Origin of the sequence: Arthrobacter sp. YC-RL1 (assembly GCF_001454985.1) — a bacterium.
In the GTDB taxonomy this organism is placed as follows: Bacteria; Actinomycetota; Actinomycetes; order Actinomycetales; family Micrococcaceae; genus Glutamicibacter; species Glutamicibacter soli.
In genome coordinates this window covers 2073002-2091048 of record NZ_CP013297.1, presented here as the reverse complement: position 1 = coordinate 2091048, position 18047 = coordinate 2073002, and the positions used below count along the sequence as shown (strand labels likewise).

Sequence of the window (18047 nt, the reverse complement as noted above, 5' to 3'; positions counted from 1 at the left end):
CTCAGCCGATCAGGGCGCCTTGCGCCATGCGGTAGCTGGCCAGCGAGGCCACCGCGGCCCGCTCCCAGGTGAACTCGCCCGAATGCTCCAGCGCGTCGTGCCCGGCCTGCGTGACCATCCGCGGATTCCCGGCCAGCTCGACGAGCTTCTGCGCCCACAGCTGCGGGTCCGGTTCAGGCATGAGCCATCCGGAGTAGCCGTCGCGCACCGCGTAGCCCAGCCCGCCAACCGCGTTGGCCAGCACCGGGGTGCCGCAGGCCTGGGCCTCGGCGGCGACCAGGCCGAAGGTCTCGGACAGCGAGGGCACCGCGACCACGTCGGCATTGGCGAAGACCGCCGCCAGCTGCTGTGGCTTCAGCGGACCGAAGAAGCGCACCAGGTCGTCCAGGCCCTCGCGCTGCACCAGCGCCTGCAGGTCGTAGTCGGCGCTGCCGGAGCGCGCCCCGAACAGCGAAGCGGTGATGCGCAGCTGCGGATGGCTGCGCCGGGCCAGGCCCATCGCCTCCAGCATCACGTGCGCGCCCTTGAGCGGCTGCAGCCGTCCGGCATAGACCAGATGCAGGTCGTCGGGGCCCAGCGGGCGGCAGAGCTTGTCCTGCTCGGGGTGGAAAATGCGGTGGTTCACCCCGGGCAGCACCACGTCCAGCTTCTGCCGGTCCACCTCATAGAAGCGGGCCAGCTGGCGGGCCTCCACCGGGGTGTTGGCGATGACGCGCGAGGCCTCGGCCAGCAGCTGCTTCTCGGCCTCCTTGCGCGGCCCGGGCTCCTCGATGCCGGATTCGAATTCCTTTGCGGCGGCCGAGGTGTGCATCGAGACGATCAGCGGGGCGGAGAACTCGCGGGCCAGCTGCAGCCCCACCATGCCCGAGAGCCAGTAGTGGGCGTGGATGATGTCGATGTCCAGGCCGTGCAGGTGCGCGGAGATTGCGGCCGCGGCCGGGTCGATGATCTGCGGCAGGTCTTCCTTGTCCAGCTGCTGGTGCGCGGCGATCTGCACCTGGTGCATCCACACGCCCTCGGCGACCTGCCGGGATTCGGAGTCCGCGGCGGTGCGCGTGATCATGTGCACCTCGTGTCCTAGCGCGCCCAGCGCGAAGGACAGATTCTGGATGTACACGTTCATGCCGCCGGCATCGCCCGACCCGGGTTGCTGCATGGGGGAGGTGTGCAAGGAGAGCATGGCAATGCGCATCGGAGGGCTCCGGATTTCCTAATGAACGAACAGGCCGCGGCAGCGGCCCACCCTTGATGCTATCAACTGAGCCGATCGAGCATCGTGTTGTTGGCGGACTCCCAGTGGGCCGTCATCTGCTCCCCGTCGTGCCCGTCGTGCTCGCAGATCACCAGCTGCGAGCCGGGCCAGCGCCGGTGCAGCTCCCACGCGGTGCGCAGCGGGCCTGACACGTTTTGCCTGCCGTGGACCAGGATCCCCGGGAGGTGCTCGATGCGGTCCATCCGCTCCAGCAGCGGCGGGTCGTTGAATCCCGCGTGCGACCAGAAATGCGTGGTGAGCCTGGCGAAGGCCTGGCGGAAGCGGGCATCGTCCCAGCGCGGGTCGCGCACCACGGGATCCCGGCCCAGGGAAACATGCGTATCCTCCCACAGCGCCCAGGCCTGCGAAGCCGCGTCGCGCAGCTGCCCGTCGGGTGAGGCCAGCAGGTCGGCGTAGGCCTTGACGATGCGGCCGGAGCCGCGGGTGTAGGAGGGATGGTGGATTTCGGCGAAGCTCGCGAACTCGTCCCAGGCCTCGGGAAAGACCGCACCGACCGTCTCGGTGATCCAGCGGACTTCAGCCTCGCTGGTGGAAGTGACCGCGAAAAGCACGAGGCCCGACACCCGTTCGGGATGGGCCTGCGCGTAGGACAGCGCGAGGGTGGATCCCCACGAGACGCCGTTGAGTACCCATTGCTTGATGCCCAACGACCTGCGCACCCTTTCGATGTCGCTGATGAGCTTCGCCATGGTGAAGTCCAAGAGCGGCACCAGGGGATTGGCGGCGGAGGGAGTTGACCTGCCGCAGCCGCGTTGCTCGAAAGCGACGAGCCGGGTTCGTCCCAGGTCCCAGCGGTGGCGATAGCCGCTCGCGCCCAGCGTTCCGCCCGGGCCGCCGTGGAGGTACATCACCGGTTGGCCGTCGGGATTGCCCCATTGCTCCCAATACATCTGGTGCCCATCGTCCAGGGGGAGCATGCCCGAGACATCGGGCATGGCTGGCTTGTCGTGGTGACCGCTCATGTCGCTCGCTCCTGGGCCCAAGTGTGGTGGATTGCCGGAATCGCTGCCAGCTTACGTCCGCAGGAGCGGAAAACTGTTAATTCCGGCCAAAATGTTGTGACCCTTGACACGAATTTGCGCCGCGATCGCTGAAACTGCCTACTCAACCCCGTTTATTCCGCGAAATTCCGGGAGTTTCGGCCTCTTCGGGCCGGCTGGCGCCCGATTGGAATTCATGCGAAAGCGGTGGTAAAGTTTTACTTCGTTGCCAGCGATAACAACGCGAACAACAGACAACCTGCGCGGGTGGCGGAATAGGTAGACGCGCCAGCTTGAGGTGCTGGTCCTCGAATAGAGGGTAGGGGTTCAAGTCCCCTTTCGCGCACAGGTAAATCCCCGGTTGACTTCGGTCAACCGGGGATTTTTTATATGCCCCGAACGGGGCTTATAGGCAAGAAACGGTGTCTGGCCCGGGCGCGTTCCCGGGCCGGACGTGCTTCAGAAGCGATGGTGCCACGCGGGGTGCAAACCCGATTCGCGAACTTCTCAAGAATCAGGCCTTGCCGCCCTGGGCGGCCGCCAATTCATTCTGAACGCTCGTTTCCTGGGCCGCGCTGATTCCGGCGCGGCGGCCGAAGAAGCTTCCATCGCCCAGGCTCGTGCCACTGGCGTAGCCTCCGGCGCAGACTCCCGAGGTGCAACGACCCGCCGCGAAAAGTCCCGGGATCGGTGCGCCCGAAACGTGCAGGACCCGTGAGTCGGCATCGGTCTGCAGCCCACCCAGGGTGAATCCTCCGGTGCGGCCGCGCAGGTCGATCGCGGCCAGTGCGCCCTGCAGCGGCTTGACCCACTTCTGGTTCTTGCCCAGCAGGGGATCAGTGCCCTGCACTGCGAACCGGTTGTACTGCTCGATGGTGGCCTGCAGGCTGCCCGCGGGCAGTCCCATCTCGGCTTCCAGCTCAGCGGCGGACTCGGCCACCCAGGTCGGCTGCATCAGCAGCTCCGGGCTGGAGGTCTCGCTGGCTGAGCCTTCCTCGAAGGCGGCCTCGTCGATGACCAGGAACGCCTGGTTCTCCTGGTGGAACAGCGTCGCCTGGCCGATCCGGCCCGGGTAGGTGTCCTCGGTGATGTAGCGCTGGCCTCGGCCGTTGACCAGGATGCCGCGCACCAGCAGCTGCGGATCGCAGAAGAACGCCACCTCGGTGGCGTCCATGTGGGCGGTGGCGGCGCCGATCGACTGGCCCATCGCGATGGCGCGCCCGTCGTGCGCCTCGATGGATGCGGCCGGGCGGCCAAGGATGCGCGGGGCGTTGGCGCGGACCATCTGACCGTTGTAGACGAAGCTGCCCATCGCCAGGACCACGCCTTGGCGAGCCAACACGAAGACGTCCTCGCCGTAGCGCTTGGCCCCGACGCCCACCACGCGCCCGTCCTGATCGATGACCAGGCACTGGACGCGCAGATCGTATTCGGCGCGCACGCCCAGGGCCTGCGCGGTGTCGACCAGCGGCTTCATGAGCATGTAGCCGCCGCCCTGCTCGCCGGTCTTCTTGCCGGACATCTGCGGCACGTGCCCGCGCGGGGCCGGGGGAATCGTGGAACTGAACGGGGCGGCGTTCTCGCCCCCGGAGTACATCAGCCCGTCGTCGTAGGGCGGCTCCCAGCCCGGCTGGCCCCAGAAGGACTCCTTGAAGACGACGCCCGCGTCCACCAGCCAGTTGTAGTGCTCCACGCTGCCTTCGCAGTAGGCGTCGATCTTGGCATCGTCGGTCCCCGGGCCCAGCGCTGCCTTCATGAAGGCCTTCATGTTCTCCGTCGTGTCCTCGAAGCCCAGGGCCTGCTGCAGGGGCGTGCCGCCGCCGAGGTAGATGAAGCCGCCGGCCATGGACGCGGCGCCGCCCCAGCCGCCTGAACGCTCAAGCACCAGCACCTCGGATCCGGCGCGGGCTGCCTCGATGGCGGCGCTCACCCCGGCGATACCGTAGCCGGCGACGACCACGTCGGCCTCGAAATCCCAGCTGTCGATGCTGCTGGCTGAAATGTTAAACGTGCTGGTGTCGGACATGCGTGGGCATCCTCTCGAAACGGACCAAAAGTAACCAGAAGATTAGCTGTGCGCGTTCGACTCACCGGGACCCAGTCCCGCTGGATGGAACCGTCTTGTCCGAGCAGCAGGCTTACCCGTCGGCTCCGACCAGCCGACGCAGGCTCTCGGCGTCCAGCACCTCGTTGAAGACCGGGCCCTGCGGTTCCAGCATGCGTCCGGCGGCCAGGTTCTTGAGGATCACCGGCGCGAAGCCGAGCTTGCGGACCAGCTGCGCCACCGCTTCGGCGGCTTCGGCATCGTCCGAGGCGATCCCCAGGGCGCGCTGGGCGCTGCGCCGGGAGGCCTTGTCCGCATCCAGGTCCCAGTGGCTGATGTGGTTCAGCGCCTTGACCACGCGGCAGCCCGCGAAACGGGCGGCGATGACCTCGCTGCTGGTAAGCCCGGACTCCAGTCCGTGCTCGAACCACTGCGGCAGCGGTTCGTCCTCCCAGCGGTTGGTGGCATCCACCAGGACGGTTCCGGCCAGCGTCTTCGGGTCGACGTCCTCCAGCTCCTCCTGGGGCACCATGAGCACCACGAGGTCCACACCTTGCGCCACGTCCTCGGCGGAAACTGCCCGGGCCTTGGTGGCGTACTGCGCCAGGTGGTATTTCATCGCGCTCGGCGTTCGGGTGGAGGCGATCTGGACCTCAAGGCCTTGCGCCGCAGCGACCCGCGCCAACGCGGTGCCGGCCCGGCCGGCCCCCAGAATTCCGAAATGCTTGATATCCATAGGATCCATTCTGGGTGTTTCACGGCCCGCCGGCCCAATCGCGCGCCCGTCGATTAAGACAGAAGGCTGCCGAACCATGCTTGGGGGCACATGGTTCGGCAGCCTGGGGAAACTGGAAGCTAGCCGCCGAAGAGCGGCGAGAGAGACTTCCAGAGCTGCTGTCCACCCAGGATGATGAACAGGATCGCGGTCACGGCCAGCGCGCCGTTGGTGTGCCAGCGGTTGGCCCATTCCTTGGGCACGCGCTTGCCGTTGAGCAGGCCGAGCAGGGTCACGGCCAGGAACGGCATGAACAGGGCGCCGAGCACGCCGTAGGCCAGGATCAAGGCGATCGGCTTGTCCAGCAGGAACAGCACCATCGGCGGGAAGGTCAGCCAGAGCACGTAGAACTTGAAGTACTTGCCGCCGGTCATGGTGTCCGGGTGGTTCGCTGGCTTCTTGCGCATGTGGCCCCAGAAGTCCGCGAACATCAGCGAGACGCCGTTCCACACGCCGATGATCGAGGAGAAGGACGCGGCCCAGAAGCCGACCAGGAAGCCGTTGCCCACCACAACGCCGTAGCGCTCGCGCAGCACGTCGGCCAGTTCCAGCAGGCCCTCGTCGCCGCCGGAGATGGCGACGCCCGCGGCGCGCAGCACCTCGGCCCCGACGATCAGCATGGCGATCACGAAGATGCCGGTCATGACATAGGCCATGGTGTTGTCGATGCGCATCACGCGCATCCACTTCGGCGTGTACCAGCCCTTTTCACGCAGCCAGTAGCCGTAGGCAGCCAGGGTGATGGTGCCGCCGACGCCGCCGGCCAGCGCCAGGGTGTAGACGATGCCGCCCTCGGGAATCCTCGGGATCAGGCCGGAGAACATCTCGGGGATGTTCGGCGCGGCGATGACGGCCAGGCCGACCACGGTGACGAACATGATGCCCACCAGCACCGCGGTGACCTTCTCGAAGAAGTTGTACTTGCCGAACCAGACCATGGCGAAACCTGCCAGGCCCATCAGCACCGACCAGATCTTCAGGTCGATGGCGGGGAACAGCGCCGCCAGCGGCATCGCCGCCGAGCTCATCGCGGTGGCGCCGTAGACGAAGCCCCAGATGATGATGTAGGGGCCGAAGTACCAGGTGGTCCAGCGTCCCAGCGTGCGCCATCCCTCGAAGATGGTTTTGCCGGTGGCCAGCGTGTAGCGTCCGGCGCCCTCGACCAGCACGATCTTCAGGATCACGCCCAGGATGACCGCCCAGAGCAGCGCGTAGCCGTACTGGCTGCCGGCCACGAGGGTGGCGACCATGTCGGCCGCGCCCACGCCGGTGGCGGCGACCACCAGGCCGGGGCCGACGATTTTCCATTTCGGCGGTGAACCGCCGTCGAGATCCGCATTCAGCGATCGCGTGCTTTCTGACATGTGAGCCAGTCCTTTACGAATGTCGATCATTGCCGGACCGTAGCCCGGCACCTCGGTCAGCCGCTGCGGCAGGAGTTCACCATTGAATGGCCGCGGGCTGGAAGAACATCTCCAAATCTAGGAGTGATGCCGGTTACGGCCAAGCTGGACGCAAAGAACTAACACTTCCTTAGGAAAGGACGTGACGCAAAGTACACGCAGGCCCCCGGCTGATAGAATTGACCAATTCAGAGCCCACTTATCCGAGGAACCACCGTGCACCTAATGGTCGTCGAAGATGACGATGCCGTCGCGCTGGCGCTGATCGATGCCGTGAACGCCGCCGGCCACGAGGCGTTCCGGGCGGCCCGCGGTGCCGACGCGCTGCTGCGGCATCAGCAGGCGCAGCTGATCCTGCTGGATCTGGGCCTGCCGGACATGGATGGGCTGGAGGTCCTGCGCAAGCTGCGCCAGGTTACCGAGGTGCCCATCGTGATCCTCACCGCCCGCAACGACGAACGCAGCGTGGTCCGCGGCCTGCGCCAGGGTGCCGACGACTACCTGGTCAAGCCGATCGGGCTGGCCGTCCTGCTGGCGCGCATCGAGGCTGTCGCCCGCCGCTCCCGGGTTCAAGCGCCCGACGCGGGTGTCCTGGCCGTCGGGGACCTGCAGGTGGACACCGGCAAGCGCGAAGCGGCCCTGGCCGGGCGCGAGCTGTCGCTGACCGCCAAGGAATTCGACCTGTTGGCGCTGCTGGCCCAGCATGCAGGATCCGTGGTCACCCGCGAGCAGATCCTGGATTCGCTGTGGGGCGACGCGTTCATGGCGGTCTCCCGTTCCCTGGACGTCCACCTGACCGGGCTGCGCTCCAAGCTGGACCGGCCGGGCATGATCGTCAACGTGCGCGGGGTCGGCTACCGCATCGAGGCCGTGGACGCGTGAGGCTGCGGGTTCTGGGGGTGCTCGGCTCGCTGCTGTGCCTGATCGCCGTCATCCTGGGCACGTTGATGCTGCAGAGCATCAGCCGGAACACCACCCAGGACGTCCAGCTCAGCCGGTTGGCTTCGGTGAACCGCTTTGTCGAGCTGGGCACCCACGCGCAGGATGCCACCGACCACGAGGAACTGCAGCTGGAAATGGACGCGTATTCGCAGCTGTTCGACGAGGGCCTGCTGATCAGCCTGGGCGGGCTGCAGTTCACTTCCGGCGGCATCGACCCGCTGGATCCGCAGGTCGACGCAGTGCGGCGCCGTGCCGCCCTGAACCTCGACCAGACCGGGATTCCCCAAATCAGCCCGTTCTCCGAGGAACCTGCCCTGATCGCCCGGCCGTTCGGGAACTCGACCCAGGTGCTGGGCTCGGTGGTCATGGAGGTCAACCTGGACGATGCCCGGCAGGCGATCCTGCAGAGCTGGGGAGCAGTGGTGCTGGTGTCGCTGAGCGTCTGCGCAGGCATGCTGCTGCTCGCCGAGCGGCTGACCGCCTGGGTACTGCGGCCGGTGCACCGGCTGAGCGACGCGGTGGCCGAGCTGGCCAGCACGCAGATCCCCGCCCCGCTGCAGGAAGCAGGCCCGCCGGAACTGCGGGCGCTGTCCCGCTCGTTTGAGAACATGGCGCAGATCGTCACCGACAGCCTGGCCCAGCAACGCGAGCTGATCGCCGAAACCTCCCACCAGCTGCGCAACCCGATCGCCGCGCTGCGGCTGCGCGTGGACCTGCTGAAAATGCGGCTGGGGGAGAAGGCCGACCCGGATGGAGTCGCCGCTGTGGAACGCGAACTTGAACGTGTTGAAATGCTGCTGGACGGGGTGCTGCGCCTGGCCAGCGCCGAGCACCGGCTCTCCGAGCGCAGCGCCGGCGGGGCAGTCCCTGCCGGCGCCGATGCCGGGACCGTGATCCCGGCCAGGCTGTTGACCGAGGAGGTCGAACGCCAAAGCGCGGCGACCCGGGAACGCGGAATGCTGCTGCGGCTGGACCTGGATGCTCCCGGCAGCCGGACGGCCCGCGCAGTGTGCAACGGATTCGAGCTGCAGCAGATGATCGCCGAGGTGCTGGAAAACTGCTTCAAGTACGCCTCCGGGAGCCAGGTCGACCTCTCGGTGGCGGCCCGCGGGAGCGTCGTTGACGTGGTCATCCGCGACCACGGGCCGGGCCTGCCGGCCGCCGAGCTGGAGGCCGCGACCGAGCGCTTCTGGCGGGCCGAGACCTCCCGGCAGTCCCCGGGCACCGGGCTGGGCATGGCGATCGTCGACCGGCTGGTCCGGGCCAATGGCGGCGAGCTGCTTCTGGAAATTGCGGCGGGCGGGGGACTGCAGGTGACGCTGCGGCTGGCCGGGACCCAAGACGATGCTGGAGCGCAGGAGGCTTGAGATGAGCGGAATTCCCACCCGGCGCGCGGTGCTGGGCTACGCGCTGGCCGCCCCGGCCGCCGCGTTGCTTGCAGGGTGCACTCCGGGACCGCGCCATGACCGGCTGGACATCGCCGCCGGCGAAAGTGGCGGAATGTACTTCGAATTCGCCACGCTGCTTTCGCAGGCGCTGGTCCGCTATCGGCTCGCCGAGCACTCGTCCGCGCTGCAGACCGAGGCCAGCGCGCAGAACCTGCACCTGCTGGCCGAGCGCGAGGCTTCGCTCTCGCTGGCCCTGGCCGACACCGTGGCGCAGTACCGCGCTGCCGCCAATGAGGGCAATCCGCTGGCGCTGGGCCGCGTGTACCAGAACTACTTCCACTGCATCGTGCGGGCCGACGCTCCCATCCGCACCCTGCCCGACCTGGCCGGGCGCCGGCTGGGAACTGGCGCGGCTGGATCAGGGACCTGGGTGACCGGGCAGCGCATCTTGGAAGAAGCCGGGCTGAAGTCGGGCGGAAATGCGCCGAGGGAAACCAAGCTCGGCTACGGCGACGGGCTTGCGGCGCTGGAATCCGGCCGGATCGATGCGCTGTTCCTCTTCGGCGGCATGCCCGTGGGTGCCGTGTCGGAGCTGGCCGCGCGGGTGGAGCTGCGGCTCATCGGACTATCCTCCGTGCTGCCCGGGCTGCGGTCGCGGTATCCCGGCCTCTACGACCGGGTGATGATCCCGGCCGGAACCTATCCCGGCGTTGGACAGGCGCAGAGCCTGGGCGTCGCGAACCTGCTGATGGCGCCGGCCAGTTTTCCCGCGCAGACCGCGGGGCAGGTGGTCAGGCTGCTGGTTGAACGCGCCCAGGAGCTGATTCCGCCAGGCAGCGCCGGCATCCAATACCTGACCCCGCAGACGCTGATCAGCACCGCAGGGCAGCCGCTGCACCCCGGGGCCATCCAGGCCTATCGGGAACTTCATGGCTAGGCTGACGTGGTGTCATTTGTTGCGCGTATCGTTTAGCGCACTAGTGTTGAATCCACAAGCACCCGTTCGCGAGAGGAAGGCCTGCCATGCCGAAGCCTGCAGCTGTAGAACTCATGGAGAACGAAGCGGTCGACTTCTGCCGCCGACTGATCCAGATCGACACCACGAACTACGGCGGCAACAAGGGGGCCGGCGAACTGGAGGCGGCGCGCTACGTTGTCTCGCTGCTCGAAGAGGTCGGGCTGCGGCCGGAACTTTATGAATCCGCGCCTGGACGCGCGAATGTGGTGGTGCGCCTCAAGGGCTCGGATTCCTCGCTTCCGGCGCTGGTTGTGCACGGGCACCTGGATGTGGTCCCGGCGATCACCGAGGACTGGAGCGTGGACCCGTTCGGCGCCGAGCTCATCAACGGCATGATCTGGGGCCGCGGGGCGGTGGACATGAAGAACATGGACGCCATGATCATCGCCGCCGTCCGCCACCTGTGCCGGGAGCGGATCGTCCCGCAGCGGGACCTGGTCATCGCGTTTTTCGCCGATGAGGAAGCCGGCGGCGACTACGGGGCCGGATGGATGGTCCAGAACCACCCGGAGCTCTTCGACGGCGCCACCGAAGCCATCAGCGAGGTCGGCGGCTTCTCCGTGGAGATCAATGGCCGCCGCGCCTACATGCTGCAGACCGCCGAGAAAGGCATCGCCTGGCTGAAGCTCACCGCGCACGGCACCGCGGGTCACGGTTCGCAGATCAATACCGAGAACCCGGTGACACGCCTGGCCGACGCGGTTTCGCGCATCGGAGGCCACCAGTGGCCGCTGTCCTATACGAAAACCACCCGGGCGCTGATGGAAAACGTCGCCGAGCTCGCGGGCCTGGAATTCACCGAGGAGGACCCGGCCCCGCTGCTCGAAGCGATGGGCAACGTCTCCCGGTTCGTCGGCGCGACGCTGCAGAACACCGCCAACCCCTCGGCGCTGGAGGCCGGCTACAAGCACAATGTGATCCCCGGCCATGCCGAAGCGCTGGTCGACTGCCGTACCCTGCCCGACGAGCACGAGCAGGCGGTCGCGAAAATCAAGGAGCTCGCCGGGGAGCACGTCGAGCTGTCCATGGTGCACGAGCAGGATTCGCTGGAGGTCCCCTTCGCCGGTTCGCTGGTGGACTCCATGGTCGAATCGCTGCTGGCGGAGGACCCGGACGCGGTGGTGCTGCCGTACATGCTCTCCGGCGGAACGGACAACAAATGGCTGGCAAAGCTGGGGATCACCGGCTACGGGTTCGCGCCGCTGCAGCTTCCGGCCGAACTCGATTTCACCGGCATGTTCCACGGGGTCGACGAACGGGTTCCGGTCGACTCGGTCAAGTTCGGCGTGCGTGTGCTTGAAAGCCTGCTGCGCAGCTACTGACACCCAGATTTCCAGACCACCGGATTCACAGGAGGAATACCTTGTCTATTGAAACCGTGCTCAGCGACGAGCTGCTTGAGCGTTTCCGCCAGCGTGCGGCCGGCTACGACACCGAGAACAGCTTCGCGGAGGAGGACTTCCAAGAACTGGCCGCGGCGGGATACCTGCGGGCGCTGGTTCCGGTCGAACGCGGCGGGCTCGGCTGGGATTTCCAGCAGCTGGCCCTGGCGCAGAGGCGGCTGGCCTCGGCCGCCCCGGCCACCGCGCTGGCGGTGAACATGCACCAGGTCTGGGCCGGGGTGGCCCACCTGCTCGCGGCCCGGGGCGACCGCCGCCTGGACATGGTGATCGACTGGGTGGCCAAGGGCGAGGTCATGGCGTTCGGCATTTCGGAGCCGGGCAACGACGCGGTGCTCTTCGATTCCAAAACCAGTGCGGTGACCCATTCCGACGGCTCGGTGTCATTCACGGGAACCAAGATCTTCACCTCGCTGTCGCCGGCGTTCACGCGTCTGGGGATTTTCGGCAAGGACACCGTCTCCGGCGAGCTGGTCCACGCGTTCGTCGAGCGCGGGGCCGGCGTGCGCTCGCTCGGGGACTGGGACACGCTTGGCATGCGCGCGAGCCAGTCGCACACCACCAAGCTGGAGTCGGCCACCGCTCCGGAGGCCTGGGTGCATTCCCGGCTGCCGGTGGGCCCGAACCCGGATCTGCTGGTTTTCGGCATCTTCGCGTCCTTCCTGACCCTGACCGCCAGCGTGTATGTCGGCATCGCCGAGCGCGCGGTGCAGCTCGCCACGGACTCCCTGGGCAAGCGGGTGCACCATGACGGCGTGAAGTATTCGCAGGACGTGCGGGCCCGGGGAATCCTGGCCGACGCCGCGATGCGGTCGCTGGCCCTCGACGCGTTGCAGCGATCCGTGGCCGGAGATCTGGAATCCGGTGTCGACCACGGTGCGGCCTGGTTCCCCAAGCTGGTCACGCTGCGCACCCTGGCTGGGCAGACTGCCCGGGAAAACGTCCAGGACGCCGGGCAATTGCTCGGCGGCGGCGCGTACTTCCGGGGCAGCGAATTCGAGCGGCTGTACCGCGACGTGCAGGCCAGCTGGTACCACCCGTCGAATGCGGCATCCGCGGCCAATACCGTGGCCAGCTGGCTGGTCGGGCCGCTGGAGTCATGACGCGCGGCAGTCGGCAAAACGGCGCTGATGCGGCTAGGGGAGCGGGGGCAGGGTGCTCTGGATCCGCATGACCCGGCGGCGCAGCCAGTACTTGTAGGCGCCGCCCTCGTAGCGGCAGGTGCGCATCAGTTCCCACTTGCCGTTGTCAGCATGCTCGCGCAGCGCAGCGCGCGCGACGTGCTTGGACTCGCCGGGAAAAGCGGTGATCACCATGTATTCGTAGCGAGAATCGTTTTCCTGGTGCAGCGGCGCCTTAATGACTTCCTGAAGCATCGAACCCCCTATCGGAATAAATGATTGCGTTGTAGCGTGATGCCATGAGTACTGATCCGAGCTACGCACTGCAGGCGCTCATCGCGCATTTGGAGCAACACCTGGCTGTGGTTTCCCAAAGCAGGGGATCGGCCGATGCCGCCATTGATACGGCTTTCGGGTCGCTCGCCGATGCTTTCGAAGACTACGAAGATGCGCTATACGAACAGTATTCCGAACTTCTGCCGTTCACGATACCTTCGGATGACCAGTGAGCACGACCACGGTATGAATTTTTCCCGCTCAGGTGTTTCCAGTGCGCTGCGCGCCGGGCAGGTGAAGTAATGTCGAGGGGTGAATTGGTTTGAAGCAGCTTTCCTTGGACTCATCCAGGGCCTGACAGAGTTCCTCCCGATCTCGTCCTCAGCCCACCTGCGCATCGTCGGCGAAATCCTTCCCAACGCCCAGGATCCCGGCGCCGCCTTTACCGCGATCACCCAGCTGGGCACGGAGACCGCCGTGGTGGTCTTCTTCTGGCGGGACATCGTGCGCATCATCGGCGCCTGGGGCAAGGCGCTGGTCGGCAAGGTCCCGCACTCGGATCCCGACGCGAAGATGGGCTGGCTGATCATCGTCGGCTCGATCCCGATCGCGGTGCTCGGCCTGCTGCTGGAAGACTACATCGACACCAACTTCCGTTCCCTGTGGATCGTGGCGACCACGCTGGTGGTCTTCGGCCTGATCCTGGCGATCGCCGACCACTACGGCCGCCAGACGCGAACCCTTGACACGCTGACCCCGAAGCACGGCATCCTGTTCGGCTTTGCGCAGGCCCTGGCCCTGATCCCCGGAGTTTCCCGCTCCGGCGGCACCATCACCGCCGGCCTGCTGATGGGCTACACCCGCGAGGCCGCGGCGCGCTATTCGTTCCTGCTGGCCATCCCCGCGGTGTTCGCCTCGGGCCTGTACAAGCTGGCCAAGTCCTTCGACGAGCCCGGCGTCTACACCCTGGCGCAGACGGGCCTGGCCACCTTGGTGGCCTTCGTGGTCGGCTTCCTGATCGTGGGCTGGTTCCTGAAGTTCGTCTCGCACCACTCCTACCGCGTCTTCGTCTGGTACCGCATCCTGCTGGGCCTGGGCTTGTACGTCGTGCTGGGAATGGGCCTGATCAACGCCTAGAATCCGCCAGCCGCAGGTGTCCGTGAAGCGATTCACGGACACTTCGCAGTTAACGGGAATAAACCCAACTCTGCTTGACTTGGACTTAAAGAACTCAATCGTCGCATCTGCGAAAGGACGTACAACAGTGCACGCGTGGAAATCCCCGGAAGTACCGCACATCGTGGGCTCCGCCCCGATCCTGGAGGTCTTCGACACCTCATCCGGTACCCTCCGGGCCACCGCCGAGGCGGCCAAGGCCAACGAGCCGGCCAGCCTGTATGTCTGCGGCATCACCCCCTACGACGCCACCCACATGGGGCATGCGGCAACCTATGTCACCTTCGACCTGCTGCACCGCACCTGGCTGGATAACGGCCGGACCGTGACCTACACGCAGAACATCACCGACGTGGACGACCCGCTGCTCGAGCGCGCCGAGGCCACCGGGGTGGACTGGCGCGAGCTGGCGGCCTCGCAGATCGAGCTGTTCCGCGGGGATATGGAAGCGCTGAACGTGATCCCGCCGCACCACTACGTGGGCGCCGTGGAATCCATCGACTGGCTGGTGCCGGTGGTCGAGCAGTTGCTGGACGCCGGGCTGGCCTACACCGTGCCGGCCGGGGCCGACGGCGTCGAGGGAGACGTGTACTTCGACTCCATCGCCGCGCAGAACGACGCCTGGAAGCTGGGCACCGTCTCGGGCTACGACCGCGAAACCATGCTGGGCTTCTTCGCCGAACGCGGCGGCGATCCGGACCGCGCCGGCAAGCGCGACGCGCTGGATCCGCTGCTGTGGCGCGCCGCCCGCGAAGGCGAGCCGTCGTGGGACGGCGGCAGGCTGGGCGCAGGCCGGCCGGGCTGGCATATCGAATGCTCCGTGATCGCCCGCCGCACGCTGCCCGCGCCGTTCACGGTGCAGGGCGGCGGCTCGGACTTGATCTTCCCGCACCACGAATTCTCCGCAGGGCACGCCGCAGCCGTCGACGGCAAGGCGCTGGCCCAGGCCTACCTGCACACCGGCATGGTGGGCCTGGATGGCGAGAAGATGAGCAAGTCGCTGGGCAACCTGGTGCTGGTCTCCAAGCTGCGCGCCGCAGGCGTGGAGCCGGTGGCCATCCGCGCCGTGCTGCTCTCCCAGCACTACCGCTCGGACTGGTTCTGGACCGACGAGCTGCTGGCGCAGGCCACGGAGCGCATCTCCGCCTGGCGTGAGCGTCTGGCCGGCACCGGGTTGGCCGAAGCCACCGCCCTGCTGACCCGCATCCGCGCGCGCATGGCCGAGGACCTGAACGCGCCGGCCGCGCTTCAGGCCATCGACCAGTGGGCCGCCACTGCGCCGGAAGGCGACGGCGAAGGCGAAGCGCTGCTGGTGGACGGGCTGGACGCGCTGCTGGGCCTGAAGCTCAAGTAGCCAAAGCGCACCGCCACGGGGCCTGGCTCCGGGATCCTAGATCTCGAAGTCGGGCCCCGAGCCGTCGGTGCGGTAGCGGCCGCGGCGGCGCAGGTAGCGTTCGAACTCGCGGGCGATGGTCTCCCCGCTGGCCTCGGGCAGCTCGCTGGCGTCGGTGGCCGCCTCCAGCTGCTGCACGTACTTGGAGACCTCCGGGTCCGAAGCGGCCAGCTCGTCCACCCCGAGCTTCCAGGCCACGGCGTCCTCGCGCAGCTGCTGGGCCGGGATCGATACCGGCAGCAGCTCTTCGAGCAGCTCCACCAGCGCCAGCTGCACCCGCGGGCTGGGTGCCTGCGCCACGTAGTGGGACAGCTGCGCCCACAGCGACATCGTCGGGATCCCGCTGCGCTGCAGCTCGATGCCCAGCACCGAGGGGATGCCGGTGGGCCCGGCGTAGCTGGAGGCGGTGATGTTGAAATGCTCCTGCAGCCCGGGATCGTCGCTGGCCATGGAGGTCGGCACCGGGCGGGTGTGCGGCACGTCGGCCAGCAGCGCGCCCAGGGTCAGCGCCGCGCGCACGTTCTGCGCGGCGGCGTGCTCCAGGATCCGGGCGCAGAATCCCTGCCAGCGGAAGGTCGGTTCCACCCCGAGCACCACCAGCAGGTCCGCGTCGGCCCCCGGCTGCGCGATGCGGTAGATGTCCGTCTGCGGCCACTGCACCTCGCGGCCGCGCTCGGTCAGCTTCGAGGTGGGCCGGGTGAACTGGTAGTCGTAGTAGTCGTCCAGGCCGATGGTTGCCACATGCTCCGCGGCGCTGGTGTCAAGGATGCTGCGCACCGCATCGCTGGCGGCCGAGCCTGCGTCGTTCCAGCCTTCGAAGGCGGCGACCAGCACCGCCGGGCGGCGCTCGTGATCGCCACCCGCGATGAAACCGTTGAGCGTCGGTGCGTGGTATTGATCGGTCAACCGGGACTCCTTTGCGGGTTTCCTGTGAGGTTTCGGGCTTTCCCGGCGGGGGTGCCGAAACGGCTTAGCCCCACTCTTCCATCTAGAATGGACTCATGCCAAGCACCAGTTTTGCCTTTGACACAAATCTGCCGCCCGAAGGCCCGCACGCCGTGCTGTGGGACATGGACGGCACCCTGATCGACACCGAACCGTACTGGATCGCCGCCGAAGGGGAACTGGTGGCCGCCCACGGCGGCACCTGGGGCGGGGAGCAGGCCCACGCCCTGGTCGGCAGCGCGCTGCCGGACGCCGCCCGGGTGCTGCAGGCCGCCGGGGTAGACCTGCCGGTGCGCGAGATCATCGACACCCTCAGCGCCCGCGTGGCCGCCGGCATCCGCGAGCAGCTGCCGTGGCGCCCCGGGGCCCGCGAACTGCTCACCGCGCTGCACGCCGCCGGGGTGCCGCAGGCGCTGGTGACCATGTCGGAGCGCAGCATCGTCGCGGACCTGCTGCCGCTGCTGCCCGAGGGCATCTTCCAGGCGAGCGTGACCGGCGAGGAAGTCGCCCAGGGCAAACCGCACCCCGAACCCTACCTGCGCGGGCTGCAGCTGCTCTCCGAGCTGGCCGGCGCGCCGCTGGATCCTGCCCGCTGCATCGGCTTCGAGGACTCGGCCCCCGGCATCACCGCCGCCAGCGCCGCCGGCCTGCACGCGGTGCTCATCCCCAACGCCACCGACCCCGGGCACGGGCCGTGGCGCCGGATCGACTCGCTGGCGGGCCTGGATCTGCAGACCATGGCCTCCTGGCTGGCCCAGGTGAACGCATGAGCGAAGAAACCCGCAAGGCGCCGGGCCTCAAGCTCGGCAAGATCGGCGGCGTGCCGGTCTACCTGTCCTCCTCTTGGTTCATCATCACCGCGGTGATCACCGTCTCCATGGGCGTGCAGCTCTCGCAGACCGCGCTGATCCCGGCGGCCGGCGCCTACCTGCTGGGTTTCGCCTGCGCGGTGGCTATCGCGCTGGCGGTGCTGGTGCACGAGGTCGCCCACGCCATGGTGGCGCGCGCCTTCAAGTGGCCCGACGCGCACATCGTGCTCACCCTGATGGGCGGGCACACCCAGTTCGGCTCCTTCAAGGCCAGCCCCGGGGCCTCGCTCTGGGTGGCGCTGGCCGGGCCGCTGTCCAACTTCGCGCTGGCTGGCCTGGGGTGGGGGATCGGCCAGCTGGTCGAGCTGAACATCTACCTGCAGCTGCTGCTCGACTTCGGCGTGTACGCGAACCTGCTGCTGGGCGCCTTCAACGCGCTGCCCGGGCTGCCGCTGGACGGCGGCCGGCTGGTCGAGTCGATCGTCTGGAAGGCCACCGGATCCCAGTACAAGGGCACCATCGCCTCGGCCTGGGCGGGCCGGGCGATCGCCGTCGCGGTGGTCTTCTTCTTCGTGGCCTGGCCGTTTCTGCGCGGCCAGCAGGTGCAGATCATCACCGCAGTGGTGGGCCTGATGGTGGCCGTGTTCATGTGGCAGGCGACCACCGCGCTGATCGGGCATTCGAACCTGATGCTGAACCTGCCCACCGTGATCGCCTCCGATCTGATGCAGCCGGCCAGCGCCATGGCCTCGGCCGCGTCCGTGGCCGACGTGCACCTGCGACGGGCCCAGCGCGGCGGCCAGGTCATCCTGGTCGACCCGCGCGGCATGCCCGTGGGTGTGGTCGACGAGGCGGCGCTGGCCCGGGTCGATCCGGCGCACGCCGCGCAGGCGCCCGCGCTGGCGGTCTCCCGGGCGCTGGGCGAAGGCGCCGTGGTGGCCGAGGACTCCGACGGCCGCGAACTGATCGACTACCTGGCCAGCGTGCCCACCGCCGAATACGCGGTGATCTCCAGCCGCGGCGTCGTGGTCGGGCTGCTGCACCAGACCGACATCGTCAACGCGGTCACCGGCCGCAGGAAATAACCCCATTAAACTTCCAAGC

Annotated in this window: 17 protein-coding genes and 1 tRNA gene; 11 read left to right on the top strand and 7 right to left on the bottom strand. The window is 67.7% G+C overall.

Annotated features, from left to right (window positions below; genetic code table 11):
* Position 1: 1 nt before the first annotated feature.
* Positions 2–1156: a glycosyltransferase gene (locus tag ATC04_RS09780; protein ID WP_160309081.1), complete on the bottom strand. Its 1155-nt coding sequence runs from the start codon at positions 1154–1156 to the stop codon at positions 2–4.
* Between the two features lie 98 nt (positions 1157–1254).
* A complete protein-coding gene (gene pip, locus ATC04_RS09775) occupies positions 1255–2235 on the bottom strand; it encodes a prolyl aminopeptidase (RefSeq protein ID WP_047119084.1) in 981 nt (326 codons plus the stop codon).
* 279 nt (positions 2236–2514) lie between these two features.
* Here pip and ATC04_RS09770 point away from each other — a divergent pair.
* Positions 2515–2599, top strand: a tRNA-Leu gene (locus ATC04_RS09770).
* 168 nt (positions 2600–2767) lie between these two features.
* Here ATC04_RS09770 and ATC04_RS09765 read toward each other — a convergent pair.
* The 3 genes from ATC04_RS09765 to ATC04_RS09755 all read right to left on the bottom strand — a co-directional run bounded on the left by ATC04_RS09765 (position 2768) and on the right by ATC04_RS09755 (position 6436).
* Positions 2768–4279: an FAD-dependent oxidoreductase gene (locus ATC04_RS09765; RefSeq protein ID WP_047119085.1), complete on the bottom strand. Its 1512-nt coding sequence runs from the start codon at positions 4277–4279 to the stop codon at positions 2768–2770.
* 112 nt (positions 4280–4391) lie between these two features.
* Positions 4392–5033 carry an NAD(P)-binding domain-containing protein gene (locus ATC04_RS09760; RefSeq protein WP_047119086.1) on the bottom strand — a complete coding sequence of 214 codons (642 nt, stop codon included), beginning with the start codon at positions 5031–5033 and terminating at the stop codon, positions 4392–4394.
* 119 nt (positions 5034–5152) lie between these two features.
* Complete coding sequence (locus ATC04_RS09755; RefSeq protein WP_047119087.1) at positions 5153–6436, bottom strand: Nramp family divalent metal transporter; 1284 nt, start codon at positions 6434–6436, stop codon at positions 5153–5155.
* Between the two features lie 255 nt (positions 6437–6691).
* Between ATC04_RS09755 and ATC04_RS09750 the strand changes: the two genes are divergently transcribed.
* From ATC04_RS09750 to ATC04_RS09730, 5 genes are all read left to right on the top strand, one after another.
* The gene (locus ATC04_RS09750; protein WP_047119088.1) at positions 6692–7357 is read left to right on the top strand and encodes a response regulator transcription factor; all 666 of its coding nucleotides are present in this window, start codon (positions 6692–6694) and stop codon (positions 7355–7357) included.
* A complete protein-coding gene (locus ATC04_RS09745; protein ID WP_047119089.1) occupies positions 7354–8784 on the top strand; it encodes a HAMP domain-containing sensor histidine kinase in 1431 nt (476 codons plus the stop codon). The genes ATC04_RS09750 and ATC04_RS09745 overlap by 4 nt, the downstream gene beginning before the upstream one ends.
* Position 8785: 1 nt before the next feature.
* On the top strand, positions 8786–9742 hold the full coding sequence (locus ATC04_RS09740) for a TAXI family TRAP transporter solute-binding subunit (RefSeq protein ID WP_047119090.1): 957 nt from the start codon (positions 8786–8788) through the stop codon (positions 9740–9742).
* A gap of 86 nt (positions 9743–9828) precedes the next feature.
* The gene (locus ATC04_RS09735) at positions 9829–11145 is read left to right on the top strand and encodes a M20/M25/M40 family metallo-hydrolase (RefSeq protein WP_047119091.1); all 1317 of its coding nucleotides are present in this window, start codon (positions 9829–9831) and stop codon (positions 11143–11145) included.
* Positions 11146–11186: 41 nt separating this feature from the next.
* On the top strand, positions 11187–12326 hold the full coding sequence (locus tag ATC04_RS09730) for an acyl-CoA dehydrogenase family protein (RefSeq protein WP_047119092.1): 1140 nt from the start codon (positions 11187–11189) through the stop codon (positions 12324–12326).
* A 33-nt stretch (positions 12327–12359) separates the two neighbouring features.
* Here ATC04_RS09730 and ATC04_RS09725 read toward each other — a convergent pair whose 3' ends face one another.
* Positions 12360–12599, bottom strand: a complete 240-nt coding sequence (locus tag ATC04_RS09725) for a DUF5703 family protein (protein WP_047119093.1) — start codon at positions 12597–12599, stop codon at positions 12360–12362.
* Positions 12600–12643: 44 nt separating this feature from the next.
* Here ATC04_RS09725 and ATC04_RS09720 point away from each other — a divergent pair, with 44 nt between their 5' ends.
* The 3 genes from ATC04_RS09720 to mshC all read left to right on the top strand — a co-directional run bounded on the left by ATC04_RS09720 (position 12644) and on the right by mshC (position 15150).
* A complete protein-coding gene (locus tag ATC04_RS09720) occupies positions 12644–12853 on the top strand; it encodes a hypothetical protein (protein WP_047119094.1) in 210 nt (69 codons plus the stop codon).
* Positions 12854–12932: 79 nt separating this feature from the next.
* Positions 12933–13757: an undecaprenyl-diphosphate phosphatase gene (locus ATC04_RS09715; protein WP_047119095.1), complete on the top strand. Its 825-nt coding sequence runs from the start codon at positions 12933–12935 to the stop codon at positions 13755–13757.
* 127 nt (positions 13758–13884) lie between these two features.
* Positions 13885–15150 carry a cysteine--1-D-myo-inosityl 2-amino-2-deoxy-alpha-D-glucopyranoside ligase gene (gene mshC, locus ATC04_RS09710; protein ID WP_047119096.1) on the top strand — a complete coding sequence of 422 codons (1266 nt, stop codon included), beginning with the start codon at positions 13885–13887 and terminating at the stop codon, positions 15148–15150.
* 36 nt (positions 15151–15186) lie between these two features.
* Here the strand turns inward: mshC and ATC04_RS09705 are convergent, their stop codons facing one another.
* Positions 15187–16095, bottom strand: coding sequence for a PAC2 family protein (locus ATC04_RS09705; RefSeq protein ID WP_047119097.1), 909 nt, complete (start codon positions 16093–16095; stop codon positions 15187–15189).
* 95 nt (positions 16096–16190) lie between these two features.
* Here ATC04_RS09705 and ATC04_RS09700 point away from each other — a divergent pair, with 95 nt between their 5' ends.
* Positions 16191–16904, top strand: coding sequence for an HAD family phosphatase (locus ATC04_RS09700; RefSeq protein WP_047119098.1), 714 nt, complete (start codon positions 16191–16193; stop codon positions 16902–16904).
* Positions 16901–18028: a site-2 protease family protein gene (locus ATC04_RS09695; protein ID WP_052772362.1), complete on the top strand. Its 1128-nt coding sequence runs from the start codon at positions 16901–16903 to the stop codon at positions 18026–18028. Before ATC04_RS09700 ends, ATC04_RS09695 begins: the two co-directional genes overlap by 4 nt.
* Positions 18029–18047 lie beyond the last annotated feature (19 nt).

What these genes read in the sequence shown, in the direction of transcription:
- ATC04_RS09695 (WP_052772362.1), top strand. Translation starts at nt 16,901, where the DNA reads ATGAGCGAAGAAACCCGCAAGGCGCCGGGCCTCAAGCTCGGCAAGATC.
- ATC04_RS09780 (WP_160309081.1), bottom strand. Translation starts at nt 1,156, where the DNA reads ATGCAGCAACCCGGGTCGGGCGATGCCGGCGGCATGAACGTGTACATC.
- ATC04_RS09740 (WP_047119090.1), top strand. Translation starts at nt 8,786, where the DNA reads ATGAGCGGAATTCCCACCCGGCGCGCGGTGCTGGGCTACGCGCTGGCC.
- ATC04_RS09700 (WP_047119098.1), top strand. Translation starts at nt 16,191, where the DNA reads ATGCCAAGCACCAGTTTTGCCTTTGACACAAATCTGCCGCCCGAAGGC.
- ATC04_RS09755 (WP_047119087.1), bottom strand. Translation starts at nt 6,436, where the DNA reads ATGTCAGAAAGCACGCGATCGCTGAATGCGGATCTCGACGGCGGTTCA.
- ATC04_RS09735 (WP_047119091.1), top strand. Translation starts at nt 9,829, where the DNA reads ATGCCGAAGCCTGCAGCTGTAGAACTCATGGAGAACGAAGCGGTCGAC.
- pip (WP_047119084.1), bottom strand. Translation starts at nt 2,235, where the DNA reads ATGAGCGGTCACCACGACAAGCCAGCCATGCCCGATGTCTCGGGCATG.
- ATC04_RS09725 (WP_047119093.1), bottom strand. Translation starts at nt 12,599, where the DNA reads ATGCTTCAGGAAGTCATTAAGGCGCCGCTGCACCAGGAAAACGATTCT.
- ATC04_RS09720 (WP_047119094.1), top strand. Translation starts at nt 12,644, where the DNA reads ATGAGTACTGATCCGAGCTACGCACTGCAGGCGCTCATCGCGCATTTG.
- ATC04_RS09760 (WP_047119086.1), bottom strand. Translation starts at nt 5,033, where the DNA reads ATGGATATCAAGCATTTCGGAATTCTGGGGGCCGGCCGGGCCGGCACC.
- ATC04_RS09765 (WP_047119085.1), bottom strand. Translation starts at nt 4,279, where the DNA reads ATGTCCGACACCAGCACGTTTAACATTTCAGCCAGCAGCATCGACAGC.